Source organism: Burkholderia sp. BCC0398, assembly GCF_902833245.1.
Taxonomy (GTDB): Bacteria; Pseudomonadota; Gammaproteobacteria; order Burkholderiales; family Burkholderiaceae; genus Burkholderia; species Burkholderia sola.
Window position 1 is genome coordinate 425,789 of record NZ_CADFEM010000005.1, and the last position, 17,528, is coordinate 443,316.

Below are 17,528 nucleotides of genomic sequence, written 5' to 3' on the forward strand. Positions count from 1 at the left end.
AGTCGACGAAGAGGACGACCATGGAACGAAACACGATGCGCGCGGCGGATGTTGCCGTGCGGGTGGCCGGACCGTTCGCGATGCCGGATGCCGGTTCCGTGCTGGGCCTGGATGACCCGCGCGACCGGCAGGTGATCGCGGATGCACTGCGCGCGCTGCTGCGCGAGCGTTCCGAAGCGCTCGCGTTCGCGATGCGCATGGCTGACCAGTGCGGCCGGCCCCGGCCCGATGCGGCCGATTTCGCGCTGACCGACATCATTCGGCTGGCGCGCATCGTCGAGCGAGTCGAGCGGGACCGCGCGTCGCAGCGCGCTGCCGCTGCCGTTGCCGCGGACGCGCGTTGAAAGGCGAGGCGGCTCCGACGCGCGGGCCGCGGACCGAATGCGCCGCGCATGCCGCGCGGTCGACGCTCAACGCGGCGAATCGAATCGCACGCCGATCGGCGGACGACGATTCCCCGAATCGCGGGCTGACACGGCTGCTTCCTTACAACACGTAATTGACCCGCCCGATCCCGACGCGCACCATGCGCGGTTGCCGCCGCTTCCCGCCACTGTCATCGTTTGCGTTCAGGATCGCATGACGTGTGGCGGCCGGAGCCGGTGCAGGCGAAGCGGGGCGCTTCCGCAGATGCCTGACCAACCGCCGTCTGCTTCGCCGTGCCGGGACTTCCGGCGACAGCGGCACACTTTCGACGAAGTTCGAACCCAGGGCCGCGCGCGGGCGCGGCCGCAACGACCAAGGGAGACGCATGAGCGGCAAGGACTGGACGAAGGACAACGCGATGCGCGAAGCGGTCGCGCATCGCACGGGCGACGCTTCGCAACCCGAATGGATGTCGGACGACGCGATGTCGCGGCGCACGTTTCTCCACAGTCTGGGCGCATGGGCGATGCTCGCCTGCGGCGGGACGTTCGGCGGTGCGAGCGCCGCATTCGCCGCGGTATCGCAGGGCTCGACGGCGGCCTTCGTCCATCCGGGCCTGCTGCATACGCAGGCGGATTTCGATCGCGTCGCGCAAAAGGTGATGACGCACGCACAGCCGTGGTTCGACGGCTGGTCGGTGCTGATCGCGAACGGCCACGCGAGCCAGTCGTGGCAGCCGCGGCCGCAGGTCGAGATCGATCGCGGCGGCAGCGGGCCGCAGAACTACGGAATCCTGTACAACGACGTCGCCGCCGCCTATGCGTGCGCGCTGCGCTGGAAGGTGACCGGCGACAAGCTGTATGCGGACACGGCCGTGCGGATCATGAACGCATGGGCGGCGACGCTGAAGCGCCTGGGCGGCGATTCGAACGTCGACCTCGCGGCAGGCCTGTACGGCTACGAGTTCGCGAATGCCGGCGAGATCATGCGCGGCTATCCGGGCTGGGCGGCCGCGGATTTCGCCGCGTTCCAGCGGATGATGCGCACCGTGTTCTACCCGATCAACACCGATTTCCTGCATCGTCACAACAATACCGAGATCACGCACTACTGGGCGAACTGGGACCTGTGCAATATCGCGTCGATCCTCGCGATCGGCGTGCTGTGCGACGACCGCGCGCTGTTCGACGAGGCGATCGACTATTTCCGCGCGGGGCCCGGCAACGGCGCGATACCGCAGGCGGTGTATTACCTGCATCCGGGCCATCTCGGCCAGTGGCAGGAGAGCGGCCGCGACCAGGGGCACAACACGCTCGGCATCGCGCTGGCCGGCGCGATCTGCGAGATGGCGTGGAATCAGGGCGTCGATCTGTACGGGTACGACAACAACCGTTTTCTTGCCGGCGCCGAATACGTCGCGAAAGCCAATTTGCGCCAATCGCCCGACGGCCCGTTCTTCGACGTGCCGTACGTCACCTACTCGAACGTGAACGTCACGCAAACGCGGTTCGCGACCGGCGGCCAGGGCGGGGTCCGGCCGTGCTGGGCGCTCGTGTACAACCACTACGTGAACCGCAAGGGGCTCGCGGCGCCGTGGTCGAAGCGCTTCGCGCTCGCCGCACAGCCCGAGGGTGGCGGCGGCAACTACGGGCCGAACAGCGGCGGCTACGATCAGCTCGGCTACGGCACGCTGATGTATACGCGCGATCCGGCCGGCCCGACGCCCGCACCGAGCGGGCTCACCGCGCACGCGAGCGCCGGGCGCGCGGTGCTGTCGTGGTGGGGTGTCGCGAACGGCACGCACTATACGGTGAAGCGCGGCGCGGCGTCGGGCGGCCCGTACGCGACCGTCGCGACCGGCATCGTCGATCCGCTGACGTGGACGGACAGCCCGGCCGCGGGCACCTGGTATTACGTTGTGAGCGCAACCACGCCGACCGGCGAAACGCAGCATTCCGCGGAGGCGCGCGTGGTGACCGGCCAGCAGCTGCAGATCTGGCTGCCGTTCGACGAATCGCGCGGCGTCACCGCCGCCGATCGCAGCGGCAACGGGCACCCCGGTACGCTGGTCGGCGGGGCGGCGTTCGCGCCGGGGCGCAGCGGCAATGCGCTGTCGCTCGACGGTGCGGGCGGCCATGTCGCGCTTGCGGCGGGCGTGCTCGCCGACGTGTCGGATTTCACGGTCGCGGCATGGGTGTGTGCGCGCACCGTGCGGAAGTGGTCGCGGGTGTTCGACTTCGGCTCCGGTGTCGGGCGCTACATGATGCTCACGCCGCTTGCCGACACCGGCGCGCTGCGCTTCGCGATCACGGTCAACGGGGCGCACGGCGAGCGGCGTATCGATGCGAAAGCGCCGCTGCGAGCCGCGCAGTGGACGCACGTGGCCATCACGCTGGCGGGGACGACGGCCGCGCTCTACGTCGACGGCGCAGCAGTCGGCAGCGCGGCCGACGCGTTTCTCGCGCCGTGGCGGCTCGGTCCGACCGCGAACAACTGGATCGGGCGGTCGCAGTTCGCGGCCGATCCGGCCTTCGACGGCTTGGTGAGCGATTTCCGCGTGTACCACGGTGCGCTGACGGCGGGGCAAGTCGCCGCGCTTGCGCGGTAGGGGCGTGCCGCACGCCGAGATGGGTCGAGACGCCCGACGCCGGATTTCCGGCGGCGGGCGTTTTCGATTCCCGTTCGATTTTCCGGGCAGGTACCTTCAAGCCTGAGTACGGTCGGCGCAACGGCGCGGGCTCGGCGAAGGCGGTGATTGCGGACACGTATGTCGATGGCGGCAAGGCGGCCCAGGCGCGTGCGATCGGCGGGATTCGTCGCCGATACCGAAATGCAAGTGGCGAGCGTGACGGCACTGGCGCGCGCCGTTGCCGTTCCGATCCGATCCGATCGGGCCAGCAGTCGGCGCAATGCATGCCGGTCGTGACCGCTTCGCATGACATGCAATACGCTATTCTGTCGTCCTCAACCGCCAGCCCGATCCGATGAAGCGTCCGTCGTTTTCCACCCAACTCGTCATGCTCTGGGCACTCGTCGCGGCGCTGTGCGCGACGCTGGTCGCGGTCGTCTGGGTTACGGCGAGTTCCGCCGAGAGTCAGCAGGTGGCCAGCGCGAAGGCCGCCGGCGCGTCGGCCTGCGAAGCGGTCGCGTCGCGTTACGGCGCGTCTTCCGCGTCGGCGGGCGCCGGGCCCGCCCCGGACCTGATGCACGCGATCCTCGACATCGTGCTGTCCCGCGCGCCGGACATGGAGGGCGGGTTCTGGATGCCCGACGCCGCCCCGGCGGCGAGCGGCTTTCTCGCGTATTCCTTTCCGACTTATCAGGGCAGCGGCGTCAAACACGACGTTCCGGAAGCGGAAACGCCGCTGATCCTCCGCACGCTGCGCGCCGCGGCCGCGACGCATGCCGCGACGGCGAACGTCGTCGAAGGCGCGCAGGATGCGGTGATCGCGGCGGCCTGTCCGGTACGCGGCGGATCGGGGCTGTACGTGTGGATGCTGACGCGTGCGCGCCCGCCGCTGGGCCGGCACGGGGAATTGCTGGCCACGGGCCTCGCGGCCGTGCTCGCGGTGATTCTGGCGATCGCGGCGGCGCTGGCCGTGGCGCTGCGCCGATGGAAGCGCAATCTCGCGCGGATCGAGAGCGGGCTCGGGCCCGACGGTCGCGAGCATCAGCTGCCGTACGTCGGCGAACCCGATCTCGACCGCGTCATCGATGCGTTCAACGAGCGGGCGCGGCGCGCCGACCTGCTGCAACAGCAGGCCGACGAACTGCGCACGCGCCTCGCGCAGGCCGAGCGCTTCGGCATGCTGGGGAAGCTTGCCGCACAGGTCGCGCACGAGATTCGCAATCCGATGGGCGCGATGCGGCTGAAGGCGGAAAACGCACTGGCCGGCGACGGCCGGCGGCAGCAGGACGCGTTGCGCGTGATCCTCGCGCAGATCGAGCGCATCGATGCGCAATTGTCGAGCCTGCTCGCGCTGACGCAGCCGGTGCGCCCGCATGCGACACGGGTCGACGTCGACGCGTGGCTCGCGCAGGTCGTCGATGCGCACCGCGAGCTCGCGCAGCGGCAAGCGATCGACCTGACGCTGTCGCTCGCGGGGCAGGGCGAGCGGCTCGCTTGGCCGTCGGATCGTCCCGCCTTCGATCCTGACCAGATGCGGCGGGCGCTCGACAATCTGCTGCTCAACGCGCTGCACCACGCGGGCGACGGCGGCGCGGTCACGCTCGCCGCCGAGCGGCGCGCGTTCGCCGAGCGCGACTGGCTGTGCATCACCGTGTCGGACAACGGCCCCGGCGTGCCGGCCGCGCAGCGCGAGCGGATTTTCGAGCCGTTCGTGACGGGCCGCGCGGATGGCACGGGCCTCGGCCTCGCCGTCGTCCGCGAAGTGGCGGCGGCGCATGGCGGGCACGCGCGCCTCGACGGGGGTGCCGCATTCGTGATTGAAATTCCATGGCAAACATCCTCATAGTCGACGACGACGCGGCCTTCCGCGACAGCCTCGCCGAAACGCTCGCCGATCTCGGTCATCGGGCCGTCGAGGCCGCAACCGGTCGCGCCGCGCTCAGCGCGTTGCGCGACGGCGGCGGCATCGAATGCATCTTTCTGGATTTCCGCCTGCCCGATCTGGACGGGCTGGCCGTGCTCGCGCAACTGCGCGACGATCCTGCGCTGGCCGCGATTCCGGTCGTCATGCTGACGGCCCATGCGACCAGCGACAACACGATCGAAGCGATGCGGCTCGGCGCATTCGATCACCTGACGAAGCCGATCGGGCGTCGCGACATCGCGCAACTGCTCGAACGCATCGTGTCGGCGAATCAGCCGCCCGCGCTCGCGCCGTCTGACAGCGGTTTCGCGGGCGAACCGTCGGCGGACCGACCGCAACTGCTGGGCGTGAGCGCCGCGATGCGCGACGTGCAAAAGCAGGTCGGCCGCGCCGCGATGAGCGACGCGACCGTGCTCGTGACCGGCGAGACGGGCACGGGCAAGGAGGTGGCGGCCCGCGTGCTGCATGCCGCATCGGCCCGACATGCGGGGCCGTTCGTCGCCGTGAACTGCGCGGCCATCCCGGCCGATCTGCTCGAAAGCGAGTTGTTCGGGCATCGTCGCGGCGCGTTCACGGGGGCGCACGCCGATCGCGCGGGGCGGCTCGTCGAGGCCGACGGCGGGACGCTTTTTCTCGACGAGATCGGCGACATGCCGGCCGCGATGCAGGCGAAGCTGCTGCGCGCGTTGCAGGAGCGCCAGGTGATGCCGCTCGGCGCGGATCGCCCGACCGCGATCAACATTCGCGTCGTGGCCGCGACGCACCGCGACCTCGCCGCGGCCGTCGCGAACGGCACGTTCCGCGAAGACCTGTTCTATCGGCTGAACGTCATTCCGCTGCACCTGCCGCCGCTCGCGGAGCGCGTCGCCGACATCCTGCCGCTCGCCGCGCATTTCCTCGGCAGTGCGGCAGGCATGCGCGCGCTGCATCTGACGAACGACGCGCAGCGCGCGCTGCTCGATCACCGCTGGCCGGGCAACGTGCGCGAACTGCGCAACGTGATGGAGCGGGCGGCCGCGCTCGCCCCCGGGCCGGCCGTCGGCGCGGCCGATCTCGGCCTGGCCGCCGTGCCGGCGCGCGCGTCGGGCGCCGAGGCGGTGCCGGCGCACCTGCTCGACATGCCGCTGCCCGATGCGCTGGCGACGGTCGAGCGCGCGGCGATCCTGCACGCGCTCGAGCGCGCGAACGGCAATCGCGCGGAGGCCGCGAGGCAGCTCGGGATCGGCCGCCAGTCGCTCTATGCGCGCATGGCGAATCTCGGGATCGAGCGGGACGACTAGTCGCGCCGTTTCGACCGTCGGGAATGCCGACATCCGGTGAAGCGACGTGTCGGGAAATCCGACACGTCAGACGTGCGTCGCGATTCGGCGCACGGCCACACGGTGCTTCTCGGGTTGGCACGGGTATTGCGGATATCGATGCATCGCAACCCGTCGCCGGAGCCCGTCATGAAGTCGTACCAGCCTGTCGTTCGATCGCGGTCGCGGCGCCGTGCCGCCGTTCACCGGTCGTATCGCATGCTCTGCGCTGCCGCACTCGTTGCCGTCGCAACCGTCAGCCTGGCGCAGGTGCCGCCGGCGCCGCGTGCGGAAGACCCGGCCGGCGCCATGCCTCCTCCTGCTCCTCCTCGGCCTCGTGCGCTTGTGCCTGCCGCGCCCGGAAACGACGCCGCGTCGGATGCGCTGGTTTCCGGCACGCTGTCGCGGCTGACGATCAATCCGGAAGGCGCCGTCGACGGCTTCGTGCTGACCGACGGCACGCTCGTCCGCCTGCCGCCGCATCTCGGTTCGCAATTGACGGCGCTCGTGCGGTCGGGCCAGCGTGTCACGATAGCCGGCGAACGACACGTCGACGATGAAATCCGCGCACGCGTCGTCCGCAACGACGGCACCGGCGCGTCGCTGTCCGATCAGCCGCCCGCGCCCGTCGCACCCGTGCCGCCGATGCTGCGCGGCGTCAATCTCGCCCGCCTGAGCGTGTCCGGCGTCGTGCGCCGCGTGACGCACGCGCCGCGCGGCGAGCCGGACGGCGTGATGCTCGACAGCGGGACGATCGTCAAGCTGACCGTTCCGGCCGCGCAGCAATTCGGCGCGCTGCTCGTTCCCGGCGAGCGCGTGGCCGCGGTCGGTTACGGCACGCGCAATGCGTACGGCGAAGCGTTGCAGGCGACGGCGTTCGGCGCGCCGGGCCATGTCGTGAACCTCTACGACGATGTCGCGCGCTGATCGCGCGACGCTATTCCCCCATCCATCGAAAGGAGTCCTGTCATGCACTGGATCGATCCCGCGTGCCTGCCCGAAACGCGCGGCCGCGTCACGCAGTTCCTGCTCAATCCGCACGGAGAAATCGACGGCCTGATCCTGAACGGCGACCTCCAGGTGCACGTACCGCCGCATCTGGGCCGCGAACTGGTGCGTCATGTCGCGGTCGGCGACCGCATCCGCGTGCGGGGCGTCAAGCCGCGTCGCGCGGCGATGATCGCGGCCGTGCAACTGACCGGTCGCGGCGGCATCGACATCATCGACGCCGGGCCGGAGCACGCCGTCCCGAAGCCGCCGCGACCGCCTCGACAGCCGATGGAATCGAGCGGCGAAGTCGCGTTCGGGCTGCATGGCCCGAAAGGCGAGTTGAACGGTGCGTTGCTGACGAGCGGCGTCGCGCTGCGGGTGCCGCCGCATGCGGCTGAAGCCCTGCGCGACTATCTGCTTCCCGGCGTCCATGTGCAGGCGTGGGGCCACGGCGTCGTCACGCCGCACGGCACGACGCTCGACGTGAGCGAGATCGCCGAGCTCGTCGATGCGGATGCCGAATGATCGTGTGACGGTGAGACGCCCATGAGACCGGCACGCGCGCTCGAGGCGCTCAACTTCTTCCTGGCCGACGTGCAGGCCGGCATCGGCCCGTTCATCGGCGTCATCCTGCTGTCGCGCGGCTGGGGCGCCGATGCGATCGGCTCGGTGATGACGCTGGCCGGGCTCGCCGCGATGGCCGCGACGCCGTTGGCCGGCGCGCTCGTCGATGCGGTGCGCGCGAAGCGGGCGCTGATCGTCGTGGCGACCGCGGCGACGGCGCTTGCGTCGCTGGCGATGCTGTTCGTCCACAGCTATCCGGCGGTGGCGGCGTCGCAGATCCTCGCGGCGGTCAGCGGCGCGGTGCTGGCGCCGGCCGCCGCGGGCGTGACGCTCGGCATCGTGCGCCGGCAGGGTTTCGACCGGCAGTTCGGGCGCAACCAGATGGCGAACCACGCCGGCAACGTCGCCGGGGCGGCGCTCGCCGGGTGGCTCGGCTGGCATGTCGGGTTCGATGCGGTGTTCGCGCTCGTCGGCGTGTTTACGGTCCTCGCGATCGTGAGCACGTTGGCGATTCCCAGGTACGCGATCGATCATGCGTCCGCACGTGGCCTCGATCCTGCCGGTGCTGCGCCGGCAACGGACGCGACGCATCCCGATGCGTTCGACGCGGCGTCGACGTCGCGCGTCGGCGGCCTGCGCACGCTCGCCGAGAACCGGCCGCTGGTGCTGCTCGGCGCGTCGCTCGCGCTGTTTCATCTCGGCAACGCCGCGATGCTGCCGCTCTACGGGATGGGCGTCGTCGTCACGCATCGCAGCAACGCGAGCGCGTTCACCGCGCAGACGATCGTCATCGCGCAGTGCGTGATGATTGCGGCGGCGTGGCTCGCGCCCCGGCTGATCCGCGCGCACGGTTACTGGCGGGTGCTGCTGTGCTCGTATCTCGTGCTGCCGGTGCGCGGGCTGGTCGCCGCGACGTGGATGAGCGAAGCGGGCGTGTGGCCGGTGCAGGTGCTCGACGGTATCGGCGCCGGTCTGCAAAGCGTGGTCGTGCCCGCGCTCGTGGTGCGCCTGCTGCATGGCTCCGGCCGCGTGAACGCCGGGCAGGGCGCCGTCGCGACCGCGCAGGGCATCGGCGCGGCGCTCAGCCCGGTGCTGGGCGGCATGCTCGCGCAGCACTTCGGCTATCCGGCCGCGTTCGTCGTGCTGGGCGCCGTGTCGACGGGCTCGCTCGCGCTGTGGCTCGGCCATGCGCGATCGCTGAGCAGCGCGTGCGGCAAGCCCGCCGATTTATCGGCGACATCGTCGTGACAGCGATGTCGATTCCCCTGCCTCCGTCCACTTGCCCATGAATCCTGTTTCGCTTGCCTGGCTGATTTCCGCGCTCGCCACCGCGGGCGTCATCACGCGCCCGTTCGGCTGGCCCGAGGCCACGTGGGCCGTGAGCGGCGCGCTGCTGCTGGTCGGGTTGAACCTGTTGCCCGTCGCGCAGGCGCTGGACGCCGTCGCGAAAGGCGGCGACGTGTACCTGTTCTTGACGGGCATGATGCTGCTGTCCGAGGCGGCCCGTCGCGAGGGGCTGTTCGACTGGGTCGCGACGCACGTCGTCAATCTCGCACAGGGATCGCCGCGGCGGTTGTTCGCGTTGATCTACGCGGTCGGTGTCGTCACCACGGTGTTCCTGTCGAACGATGCGACCGCCGTCGTGCTGACGCCCGCGGTCCTGGCCGCCGCGCGCCGCGCGAAGGCCGATCCGATGCCGCTGCTGTACAGCTGTGCGCTCGTCGCCAATGCCGCGAGTTTCGTGTTGCCGATTTCGAATCCCGCGAACCTGGTGCTGTACGGCGCGCACATGCCGGCCCTCGGCGTCTGGCTCGCGCACTTCGCGGCGCCGTCCGTCGCGTCGATCGCGTGCACGTTCGTCATGCTGCGGATCGTGCAGCGACGTGCGCTTTCCGGCCGTTGTGAGTCCGCGCTGCCGGTGCAGCCGCTGACCAGCGGCGGCCGCATCGCGCTGGCAGGCATCGCCGCAACGGCCGTCGCGCTGATGGCGGTATCGATCGCCGATCGCCCGCTCGGGTTGCCGACCGCGCTGGCGGGTGTCGTCACGGTCGCGTGCGTGGTGATGCGGGATCGCGCGGCGGGCGTGCCGATCGTTCGCGCGATTTCATGGAGCGTGTTGCCGCTCGTCGCGGGGCTGTTCGTCGTCGTCGAGACGCTCGACCGGACCGGCGCGGTGCGCGCGCTGGCGGGGCTGCTACACGCGCTCATGCAAAGCGGCGAGCATGTCGCGGCGGCCGTAGCCGGCGTCGCGGTAGCGCTGGTGTCGAACGGGGTCAACAACCTGCCCGCCGGGCTGATCGCGAGTTCGACGATCCACGTCGCGCACAGCCCGCAAACGGTGGTCGATGCAATGCTGATCGGCGTGGATCTCGGCCCGAACCTGTCGATCACCGGATCGCTCGCGACGATTCTGTGGCTGACGGCGATCCGGCGCGAAGGGCTGCAGGTCGGTTTCCGCGCATTCCTCGCGGTCGGCGCGTGCGTGATGCCGCCGGCGTTGCTGCTCGCGCTGGGCGCGCGGTTCGTGGTCGGCGGCTGACGTGCGATGCGCGTCGCGTCAGCCGTCCCGGCCGGCTTAGAACGAGTAAGCGAGCGACGCGAACAGGCTGCGCGGCGCGCCCGGCGCGACCCACAGGCTGTTGTACGAGCTGACGTAGGTGGTGCGATTGAACAGGTTGTTCAGCACGACCGACGCGCGCAGGTGCTTGTTGACCTGAACGTAGCCGTTGAGCTGCACGGTCGCGTAGGCCGGCAGCTCGAAGCCGTCCTGCGTGTTGGCCGTGTTGCCGGCGCGGCGCCCGACGTAGATCACGCCGGCGCCGGCGCCGGCCTTGTCCGCGAACGGCAGGGTCGTCTCGTACATCAGCAGCGCGCTGCCGCTCAGACGCGGCACGTCGACGAGGCGTGAGCCGGGCGCCAGCACGGTATCGCGCGTGACTTCGGCGTCGACATACGCGAAATTGGCGATGCCGCGCAGGCCGTGGCCGAGATCGCCGCTCCATTCGAATTCGACGCCGCGGCTGCGTACTTCGCCGGCCGCGCGCGAGAAGCCGGCGTTCGCCGGATCGGCGGTGAGCACGTTGCGCTTGGTCACGTAGAACGCGGAGACGGTCGTGAGCGAGCGCGCGCCCGCCCATTTCGCGCCGGCTTCGTAGCCGTGGCCCTTTTCGGGATCGAACGCGTTGCCGCCGACGTCGGCGCCGTTGTTCGGCCGGAACGAATACGCGGTGTTCGCATAGAACGACCACGCGGGGCTCATTTCATACACGACGCCGATACGCGGGCTCACCGCGGTCTGCAACTGGCTCGTCGTCACGCCCTTCAGGCGGTTGTCGATCGACTGGTGGAAGCGATCCCAGCGCAGCCCGGCCAGGATCTTCCAGTGCGGCCCGAACGCGAGCGTGTCCTGCGCGTAGACGCCTTGTCCGTTATCGCGTTCGAGCAGGCTGGTCGCGGTGCGCGGCGTCGGCGCGGGCTGGCCGTACACCGGATCGAAGATGTCGATCGCATACGGCGCCGCGGCGCTCGGGGTGGAGCGCGCGACGAACTGGTCGTAGTTGAAGCGATACGCATCGACACCCATCACGAGCGTATGGCCGATACCGCCCGTGCGGAACGAGCCGGTGGTTTCGACGCGGCCCTGCAGGTCGTTCGAGTGAAACGCGACTTGCCGGTAGCGGCGCCACAGCGTGCGGCCGTCCGGCTGCAATGCGAATGCCTCGGACGAGCGCCCCGACAGGTCGGTGTTGCGTTGCGCGACGCCCGCATTGATCGACCAGCTGGAATCGATGCGATGCTCGAGCGTGAACTGGTGGCCCGTGTTGCGCACGTCGTAGTCGCCGTCGCGCGGCTCGCCGAGGAAGCGCGACGCGGGGATCACGCCGAGCTGCCCGTTGACCGCCAGCACGCCGCGATCGAGCGGCGCGCGCTGACGTGCGCTCTCGAATTCGTAGTGCAGCGTCGTGTCCGCGCCGATGTCCCACGTGAACGACGGCGAGAACAGGTAGCGTTTGCTCGACACCGTGTCGCGAAAGCTGCCGTTGTTTTCGTTCATCGCGACGAAGCGGTACGCGAGCGATTTCGTGACGGGGCCGGTCGAATCGAGGGTCTGGCGCAGTGCGCCGTAGCTGCCGGCCGATACGCCGATGGTGTTCGCGCGTGCAAACTGCGGCTGCTTCGTCGTATAGCTGATGATCCCGCCCGGATCGCCGCGGCCATACAGCGCGGATGCCGGCCCCTTGAGCACTTCCATGCGCTCGAGGTTGACGGTGTCGCGCGGCACGCTCATCCCGCGATTCCACGAAAAGCCGTTGACCAGGTAGTCGGTGCCGGACGTGTTGCCGTCGCCGGCGAAGCCGCGCACCGCGTAGTTGTCCCACAGGCCGCCGAAGTTGTTCTGGCGCGAGACGCCCGCGACCCAGTCGTAAAGATCGTCGCCGCGCGTGGCGGCCACGGTCTGGATCAGCTTCGTGTCGACGCTGCTGACCGCGAACGGAATCTCCATCACGTCGGCCTCGCTGCGCGTCGCGCTCGTCGATTCGCGCGTGCGGAACGGCGCCGTCGCGCGTTGCGCGGAGATTTCGATGGTGGGCAGCGACGTTTCCTGCGCGTCGGCGGCGCCCATGCCGGTCGTGCCGACGACGATGGCCATCGGCGCGGCCGCCCAGTTCCTCCTGCTCATACCTCTCCTTTTCGTGTCGTTCGCGTTCGGGCACGGCGGGCGGCCTTGCGCCGACATCTGTGTTCCAAACAGTACATTTGCGCGGCAATTTAATGCAAATGAGAGGCATTTGCAATCGTAATTTTGAGAATGGATGCGAGAAGGGAAACGGTGCGCGTCGCGGACGCGGTCGATCGGGCGTAGCGGTTTCGTGAAATTCCGAATGGTGGGAAATGTGTCGTGTCGTGGTGGCGATCGTATATCGCCTCAACATCTGCAATATGGGAAATTGGCAAGAAATATCGGGTAAACGTGGACCTTGGTGAAGTCATGGAATGTGAATTGGGTTGTTTGACAAATCCCGTAATTCGGGATTAAAGTAAAAACACTTCAGCCAAACCCGTCGAGCAGCATCATGAACATCCCACAGTTGGACAGCGATACCGAAGCAAGAAGCGGGGCGAGCGTCGTGCTCGCCACTGCGCGAGACGCGGGCGTCGACGTCTGTTTCGCCAATCCCGGCACGACCGAGATGCCGTTCGTCGGTGCGCTCGACACCGTGGCCGGCGTGCGGTCGATCCTCGGGCTGTTCGAGGGCGTGTGCACGGGCGCGGCCGACGGCTATGGCCGCATGACCGGCAAGCCCGCGATGACGCTGCTGCATCTCGGGCCCGGCCACGCGAACGGCATTGCCAACCTGCACAACGCGCGCCGCGCCCGCACGCCGATCCTGAACATCGTCGGCGATCACGCGCGCGCGCATCTGAAGTACGACGCACCGCTCACGTCCGACATCGAATCGCTCGCCCGTCCGGTGTCGGTGTGGTATCGCAGTGTGGCGCGCGACACGGATCTCGCGACGGATACGGCCGATGCGATTTCGGCCGCGATGGGCACGCCGCGCGGCGTCGCGACCCTCGTGCTGCCCGTCGATCTCCAGTCGGCCAGCGTGCGCGGCGCGGCGTGGCCCGCCGTCGTACGCCCGGCCGCGGTGTCGTTCGACGCCGCGCGGGTCGAACAGGTGGCCGATCTGCTGCTCGGCGGTCATCGCGCCGTCCTGCTGATGGGCGCCCGCGCGCTGTCGGCGCGCGGGCAGCGGGCGGCGGCACGCATCGCGACGGCCACCGGCGCGACCTGCTTCAGCGAAACCTTTCCTGCGCGGGCGGAGCGCGGCGGCGGCCTGCCGGACATCGACCGCCTGCCTTATTTCCCCGAGCCGGCGCTCGCGGCGCTGGCCGGCCGGCGCGTGGTGCTGGCCGGCGCGCTCGCGCCCGTCACCTACTTCGGCTACGACGGCATTCCGGGCGAACTTGCGCGGCCCGAGGACATCGTGACGCTGGCAACACCGGGCGATGCGGCGGACGACGCGCTGGAGGCGCTGGCCGATCGCATCGGTGCGGCGGCGAATGACGATGGCGTGCACGTCGAGCGCTGGCGCGTGGAGGACGGCCCGCTCACGCCGCAGGCCGTCGGCCGCGTGCTCGCGAATGCGCTGCCCGACGACGCGATCGTGTCGATCGAAGGCGGTACGTGCGGCTACCCGTTCGTGACCGCATCGGCGCGCGCACGTCGTCACACCATTTTGACGAACACCGGCGGCGCGATCGGCCAGGGCCTGCCGGTGGCGCTCGGCGCCGCCGTCGCGTGCCCGGACCGCCGCGTGTTCGCGCTGCAGTCCGACGGCAGCGCGCAATACACGATCCAGTCGCTGTGGACGATGGCGCGCGAGCGTTTGCCGATCGTGATGCTGATCGCATCGAACCGGCGCTACGGCATCCTGCAGACCGAACTCGCGCGCAGCGGCCTGCCGGCCGACACGCCGCACGCGAGCCGCCTGACGCAACTGGACGATCCGCCGATCGACTGGATCGCGCTATCGCGCGGCTACGGCGTGCCGGCCGAACGCGTGGGCACGACGGAAGCGCTGGTGCAAGCGCTCGACAACGCGCTCGCGCATACCGGCGGGCCGACGCTCATCGAAATGCAGTTGTCCTGATCGCGCAACGCGCTTCTTTCCTTAATCCCGACTCTCACCTTTCATCGACATGGATCTGCAACTGCACGGAAAAGCCGCGTTCATCACCGGCGGCAGCATGGGCATCGGCAAGGCGGTCGCGCTCGAACTGGCGCGCGAAGGCGTCAACGTCGCGATCGCCGCGCGACGCATCGAACACCTCGAAGCGGCGGCCGCCGAGATTCGCACGACGCTCGCGCCGCTCGGCGACGCGGCCGGCGCGATCCTGCCCGTCACGGTGGACACAACGGACATGGCGTCGATCGAAGCGGCGATGGCCGCGTGCGTCGAGCGCTTCGGCCGGCTCGACATCCTGCTGAACGGCGCCGCGCATCCGGGCGGGCTCGTGCGCGCCGAACTCGAACACGCTGACCCGGAGGGACTGCTGCAGGATATCGACATCAAGGTGGTCGGCTACCTGCGCTGCGCGAAGGCGGCCGCACCGTACATGCGGGCCAACGGCTTCGGCCGGATCGTCAACATCGGCGGCCTGACGGGCCGCGGCAGCAAGCAGCTGTCCGGCATGCGCAACGTGGCGATCGTGCACCTGACCAAGACGCTGTCCGACCAGCTCGGCCCGTTCGGCATCACGGTCAACACGATTCATCCGGGCGTCGTCGAGACGCCGCACATCCACGAGCTCTACGAGAAGGAGGCGCAGAAGCAGGGGCTCACGGCCGCGGAGGTCGAGGCCAACTACGTGAAGGTCACGCCGATCCGCCGCGTGCTGCAGCCGGAAGAAATGGGGTGGATCGTCGCGTTTCTCGCGTCGCCGAAGTCCGGCTCGATCACCGGCGAGTCGATCGGCTGCGACGGCGGGCTCACGCGCGGCATTTTTCTCTGACACAAGGAGCACTTCATGACCGCAACCGTACTGGTCGCCACCGCCGGGCAAGGCATCCTGCGCTCGAACGACGACGGCGAGACCTGGCATCGCCTCGGGCTTGCCGAGCCGATCGAGTTCGACGGCATCGTGCGCGCGCTCGCGGTGTGCCCGGCGATGCCGTCGCGCGTCTATGCCGGCGCCGATTCGGGGCTGTGCATCAGCGACGATGGCGGCGCGCACTGGTTCCGGCCCGAGAACCTGCTGAACGGGCAGACGGTCTGGTCGATCGCGATCGATCCGGCCAACCCGGCCGTGCTCTATGCGGGCACCGGCGCGCCGTCGCGCGCCGCGCTTTACAAGTCGAGCGACGCGGGCGCGACCTGGGCGCGAACGGCGCCCGAGTTTCCGGAGTTTTGCGCGGGCGTCAATCGTCCGCGGCTGCTGACGATCTGCGTGGACCCGGAAGACAGCCGCAACGTCTGGTACGGCGTGGAGGAGGGCGGCGCGTGGCGCAGCCGCGATGCCGGTGCGAGCTGGACGCGCGTGGACGGCCCCGGCACCGCGATCCGCAACAGCGACATTCATGCGATCGCCGTCGTGCCCGCCGCGCAAGGCCGGCCGAAGACCACGGTGCTGCTGACGGTCAACGCGGTGTACGTGAGCGAGGACGACGGCGTGACGTGGGACGGCAAGCTGTCGCGCGACCGCTTCGACGGGCTGTACTACACGCGCACCGTCGTGCAACTGCCGGAGCCGGAAGGCGACCTGCTGATGGCGATCGGCGACGGCACGCCGGGCAGCCGCAGCCGCATCTACCGCTCGACCGATCGCGGCCACGCGTGGCACGAGACGGATCTGCACACGCCGCCGAACTCCACGTTCTGGGCGTTCGGCGTGCATGCGGCCCGGCCGGCGCTTGTGTATGCGGGCACCAAGTACGGGCACCTGTTCCGCTCGCGCGACGGCGGCCGGAACTGGACCAAGGAATGGCGCGATTTCAGCGAGATCACGGCGGTGGCATGGACGCCGTTCGAGGCGCCGCTGGCCGCCCACGCGCAGTCGACCCACTGAGCGGAGCGAACGATGACACCGTCCGATATCCGCCAACGCGCGGAGCGTGCGAACGCGAGCGGCCTGCCGCTGCCGACGCCGCGCGTGCAACGCACCCACCTGTCGCTGTTCGTGCGCGATCCCGTTCGCTCGAGCACCTGGTATGCCGAGGTGCTCGGCATGACGGAAACCGCGCGCGGCGAGCAGTGGGTGTTCATGTCGTTCGGCCAGAAGCACCACGACATCGCGCTGATTCGCGCGGCATCCGATGCGGAACTCGGCACGATCGGCCTGCAGCATTACGGCCTCGAAATCGCGGGCGGGCTGACCGAATTGCGCCGTCTGTACGGGATGCTGATTCGCCGCGACGTGCCGATCGTCAAGATCACCGATCACAAGGTCGGGATCGGCGTGTATTTCACGGACCCGGACGGCAACCGACTCGAATTCTTCTGCGAAATGGTCACGGACGACGAAGAGGGCAAGCGCGTGCTGCATCGATACAACGCGCCGAGCGATCCCGTCCAGCTCGAACCGCTGTTCGACTGACGCACCGCCTTTCCATCCGCATCATCGACGTTTTATATAGGAATGCAAATGAGCAAGATCGCCAATTTCGAAGGCTTTCATATCCGCAAGTGGTACACGCAGATCGAGGATTCGCTCGCGAACGAAACCGGCCAGCTCGCGGACGGCGAGCCGTTGCGCAAGATCGTGATCGCCGCGGCCGTTCACAACCCGTACGCAGGGCGATTCAGCGAAAACCTCGACGATCTCGTGCGTCCGTCGCCCGCGCTCGGCAAGGAGTTTGCGCGACGCATCGAGTCGCTCGCCGACGGCCGCGCGATCGAGAGCTACGGCAAGGCGTGCCTGGTCGGTTCGGCCGGCGAATACGAACACGGCAACGCGTTCCTCACGTCGATCTTCGCGGAGCCGATCCGCGCGGCGCTGGGCGGCGGCAAATCGTGGGTGCCGTCGAGCGGCAAGCGCGGCCCGATCAATACGGTGATCGACGTGCCGCTCGCGCACAAGGATGCGCTCTACGTGCGCTCGCACTACGACACGGTGACGTGCCTGTTTCCCGATGCGCCGAACGACGACGAAGTGCTGGTGATCTTCGCGTTCGCGACACGCGGCCGGCTGCATGCGCGGCTCGGTGGGCTGAAGGCGAGCGAGATCGTCGGTCGCGACGGTCTGGTCTGAGCGC

Annotated in this window: 14 protein-coding genes; 13 read left to right on the plus strand and 1 reads right to left on the minus strand. The window is 69.3% G+C overall.

Features of this window, described 5'->3' with window-relative positions; all coding sequences use genetic code 11:
* The first annotated feature begins 20 nt into the window (after positions 1-20).
* From HWX76_RS13780 to HWX76_RS13815, 8 genes are all read left to right on the plus strand, one after another.
* Positions 21-344, plus strand: coding sequence for a hypothetical protein (locus tag HWX76_RS13780; RefSeq protein ID WP_176015937.1), 324 nt, complete (start codon positions 21-23; stop codon positions 342-344).
* 491 nt (positions 345-835) lie between these two features.
* A complete protein-coding gene (locus HWX76_RS13785; RefSeq protein ID WP_124630206.1) occupies positions 836-2,974 on the plus strand; it encodes a LamG-like jellyroll fold domain-containing protein in 2,139 nt (712 codons plus the stop codon).
* A 376-nt stretch (positions 2,975-3,350) separates the two neighbouring features.
* Positions 3,351-4,841: a HAMP domain-containing sensor histidine kinase gene (locus HWX76_RS13790; RefSeq protein WP_176015938.1), complete on the plus strand. Its 1,491-nt coding sequence runs from the start codon at positions 3,351-3,353 to the stop codon at positions 4,839-4,841.
* Positions 4,823-6,199 carry a sigma-54 dependent transcriptional regulator gene (locus tag HWX76_RS13795; RefSeq protein WP_124630159.1) on the plus strand — a complete coding sequence of 459 codons (1,377 nt, stop codon included), beginning with the start codon at positions 4,823-4,825 and terminating at the stop codon, positions 6,197-6,199. The genes HWX76_RS13790 and HWX76_RS13795 overlap by 19 nt, the downstream gene beginning before the upstream one ends.
* 363 nt (positions 6,200-6,562) lie before the next feature.
* The gene (locus HWX76_RS13800) at positions 6,563-7,144 is read left to right on the plus strand and encodes a hypothetical protein (protein WP_235356275.1); all 582 of its coding nucleotides are present in this window, start codon (positions 6,563-6,565) and stop codon (positions 7,142-7,144) included.
* Positions 7,145-7,186: 42 nt separating this feature from the next.
* Positions 7,187-7,732 (plus strand): hypothetical protein, encoded by a 546-nt coding sequence (locus tag HWX76_RS13805; protein ID WP_089490443.1) that lies wholly within the window; start codon positions 7,187-7,189, stop codon positions 7,730-7,732.
* 21 nt (positions 7,733-7,753) lie between these two features.
* The gene (locus HWX76_RS13810) at positions 7,754-9,019 is read left to right on the plus strand and encodes an MFS transporter (protein ID WP_089490442.1); all 1,266 of its coding nucleotides are present in this window, start codon (positions 7,754-7,756) and stop codon (positions 9,017-9,019) included.
* A gap of 37 nt (positions 9,020-9,056) precedes the next feature.
* Positions 9,057-10,310 carry an arsenic transporter gene (locus HWX76_RS13815; RefSeq protein WP_124555380.1) on the plus strand — a complete coding sequence of 418 codons (1,254 nt, stop codon included), beginning with the start codon at positions 9,057-9,059 and terminating at the stop codon, positions 10,308-10,310.
* Positions 10,311-10,346: 36 nt separating this feature from the next.
* Here HWX76_RS13815 and HWX76_RS13820 read toward each other — a convergent pair whose 3' ends face one another.
* Entirely contained in the window at positions 10,347-12,452 is a 2,106-nt protein-coding gene (locus tag HWX76_RS13820; protein ID WP_176015939.1) for a TonB-dependent receptor, read from the minus strand.
* A 394-nt stretch (positions 12,453-12,846) separates the two neighbouring features.
* Here HWX76_RS13820 and HWX76_RS13825 point away from each other — a divergent pair, with 394 nt between their 5' ends.
* Genes HWX76_RS13825 through HWX76_RS13845 form a run of 5 tightly spaced genes read left to right on the plus strand, consistent with a single transcriptional unit; the run spans position 12,847 to position 17,524 of the window.
* The gene (locus HWX76_RS13825; protein WP_176015940.1) at positions 12,847-14,427 is read left to right on the plus strand and encodes an acetolactate synthase large subunit; all 1,581 of its coding nucleotides are present in this window, start codon (positions 12,847-12,849) and stop codon (positions 14,425-14,427) included.
* 49 nt (positions 14,428-14,476) lie between these two features.
* Positions 14,477-15,289, plus strand: a complete 813-nt coding sequence (locus tag HWX76_RS13830) for an SDR family oxidoreductase (protein ID WP_050016771.1) — start codon at positions 14,477-14,479, stop codon at positions 15,287-15,289.
* 15 nt (positions 15,290-15,304) lie between these two features.
* Positions 15,305-16,342 carry a sialidase family protein gene (locus HWX76_RS13835; RefSeq protein WP_176015941.1) on the plus strand — a complete coding sequence of 346 codons (1,038 nt, stop codon included), beginning with the start codon at positions 15,305-15,307 and terminating at the stop codon, positions 16,340-16,342.
* Between the two features lie 12 nt (positions 16,343-16,354).
* Complete coding sequence (locus tag HWX76_RS13840; RefSeq protein ID WP_050016774.1) at positions 16,355-16,870, plus strand: VOC family protein; 516 nt, start codon at positions 16,355-16,357, stop codon at positions 16,868-16,870.
* A 48-nt stretch (positions 16,871-16,918) separates the two neighbouring features.
* Positions 16,919-17,524 (plus strand): amino acid synthesis family protein, encoded by a 606-nt coding sequence (locus tag HWX76_RS13845; protein ID WP_023476921.1) that lies wholly within the window; start codon positions 16,919-16,921, stop codon positions 17,522-17,524.
* Positions 17,525-17,528: the final 4 nt, after the last annotated feature.

What these genes read in the sequence shown, in the direction of transcription:
- HWX76_RS13785 (WP_124630206.1), top strand. Translation starts at nt 836, where the DNA reads ATGTCGGACGACGCGATGTCGCGGCGCACGTTTCTCCACAGTCTGGGC.
- HWX76_RS13815 (WP_124555380.1), top strand. Translation starts at nt 9,057, where the DNA reads ATGAATCCTGTTTCGCTTGCCTGGCTGATTTCCGCGCTCGCCACCGCG.
- HWX76_RS13835 (WP_176015941.1), top strand. Translation starts at nt 15,305, where the DNA reads ATGACCGCAACCGTACTGGTCGCCACCGCCGGGCAAGGCATCCTGCGC.
- HWX76_RS13830 (WP_050016771.1), top strand. Translation starts at nt 14,477, where the DNA reads ATGGATCTGCAACTGCACGGAAAAGCCGCGTTCATCACCGGCGGCAGC.
- HWX76_RS13790 (WP_176015938.1), top strand. Translation starts at nt 3,351, where the DNA reads ATGAAGCGTCCGTCGTTTTCCACCCAACTCGTCATGCTCTGGGCACTC.
- HWX76_RS13825 (WP_176015940.1), top strand. Translation starts at nt 12,847, where the DNA reads ATGAACATCCCACAGTTGGACAGCGATACCGAAGCAAGAAGCGGGGCG.
- HWX76_RS13820 (WP_176015939.1), bottom strand. Translation starts at nt 12,452, where the DNA reads ATGAGCAGGAGGAACTGGGCGGCCGCGCCGATGGCCATCGTCGTCGGC.
- HWX76_RS13780 (WP_176015937.1), top strand. Translation starts at nt 21, where the DNA reads ATGGAACGAAACACGATGCGCGCGGCGGATGTTGCCGTGCGGGTGGCC.
- HWX76_RS13845 (WP_023476921.1), top strand. Translation starts at nt 16,919, where the DNA reads ATGAGCAAGATCGCCAATTTCGAAGGCTTTCATATCCGCAAGTGGTAC.
- HWX76_RS13840 (WP_050016774.1), top strand. Translation starts at nt 16,355, where the DNA reads ATGACACCGTCCGATATCCGCCAACGCGCGGAGCGTGCGAACGCGAGC.
- HWX76_RS13805 (WP_089490443.1), top strand. Translation starts at nt 7,187, where the DNA reads ATGCACTGGATCGATCCCGCGTGCCTGCCCGAAACGCGCGGCCGCGTC.
- HWX76_RS13795 (WP_124630159.1), top strand. Translation starts at nt 4,823, where the DNA reads ATGGCAAACATCCTCATAGTCGACGACGACGCGGCCTTCCGCGACAGC.
- HWX76_RS13810 (WP_089490442.1), top strand. Translation starts at nt 7,754, where the DNA reads ATGAGACCGGCACGCGCGCTCGAGGCGCTCAACTTCTTCCTGGCCGAC.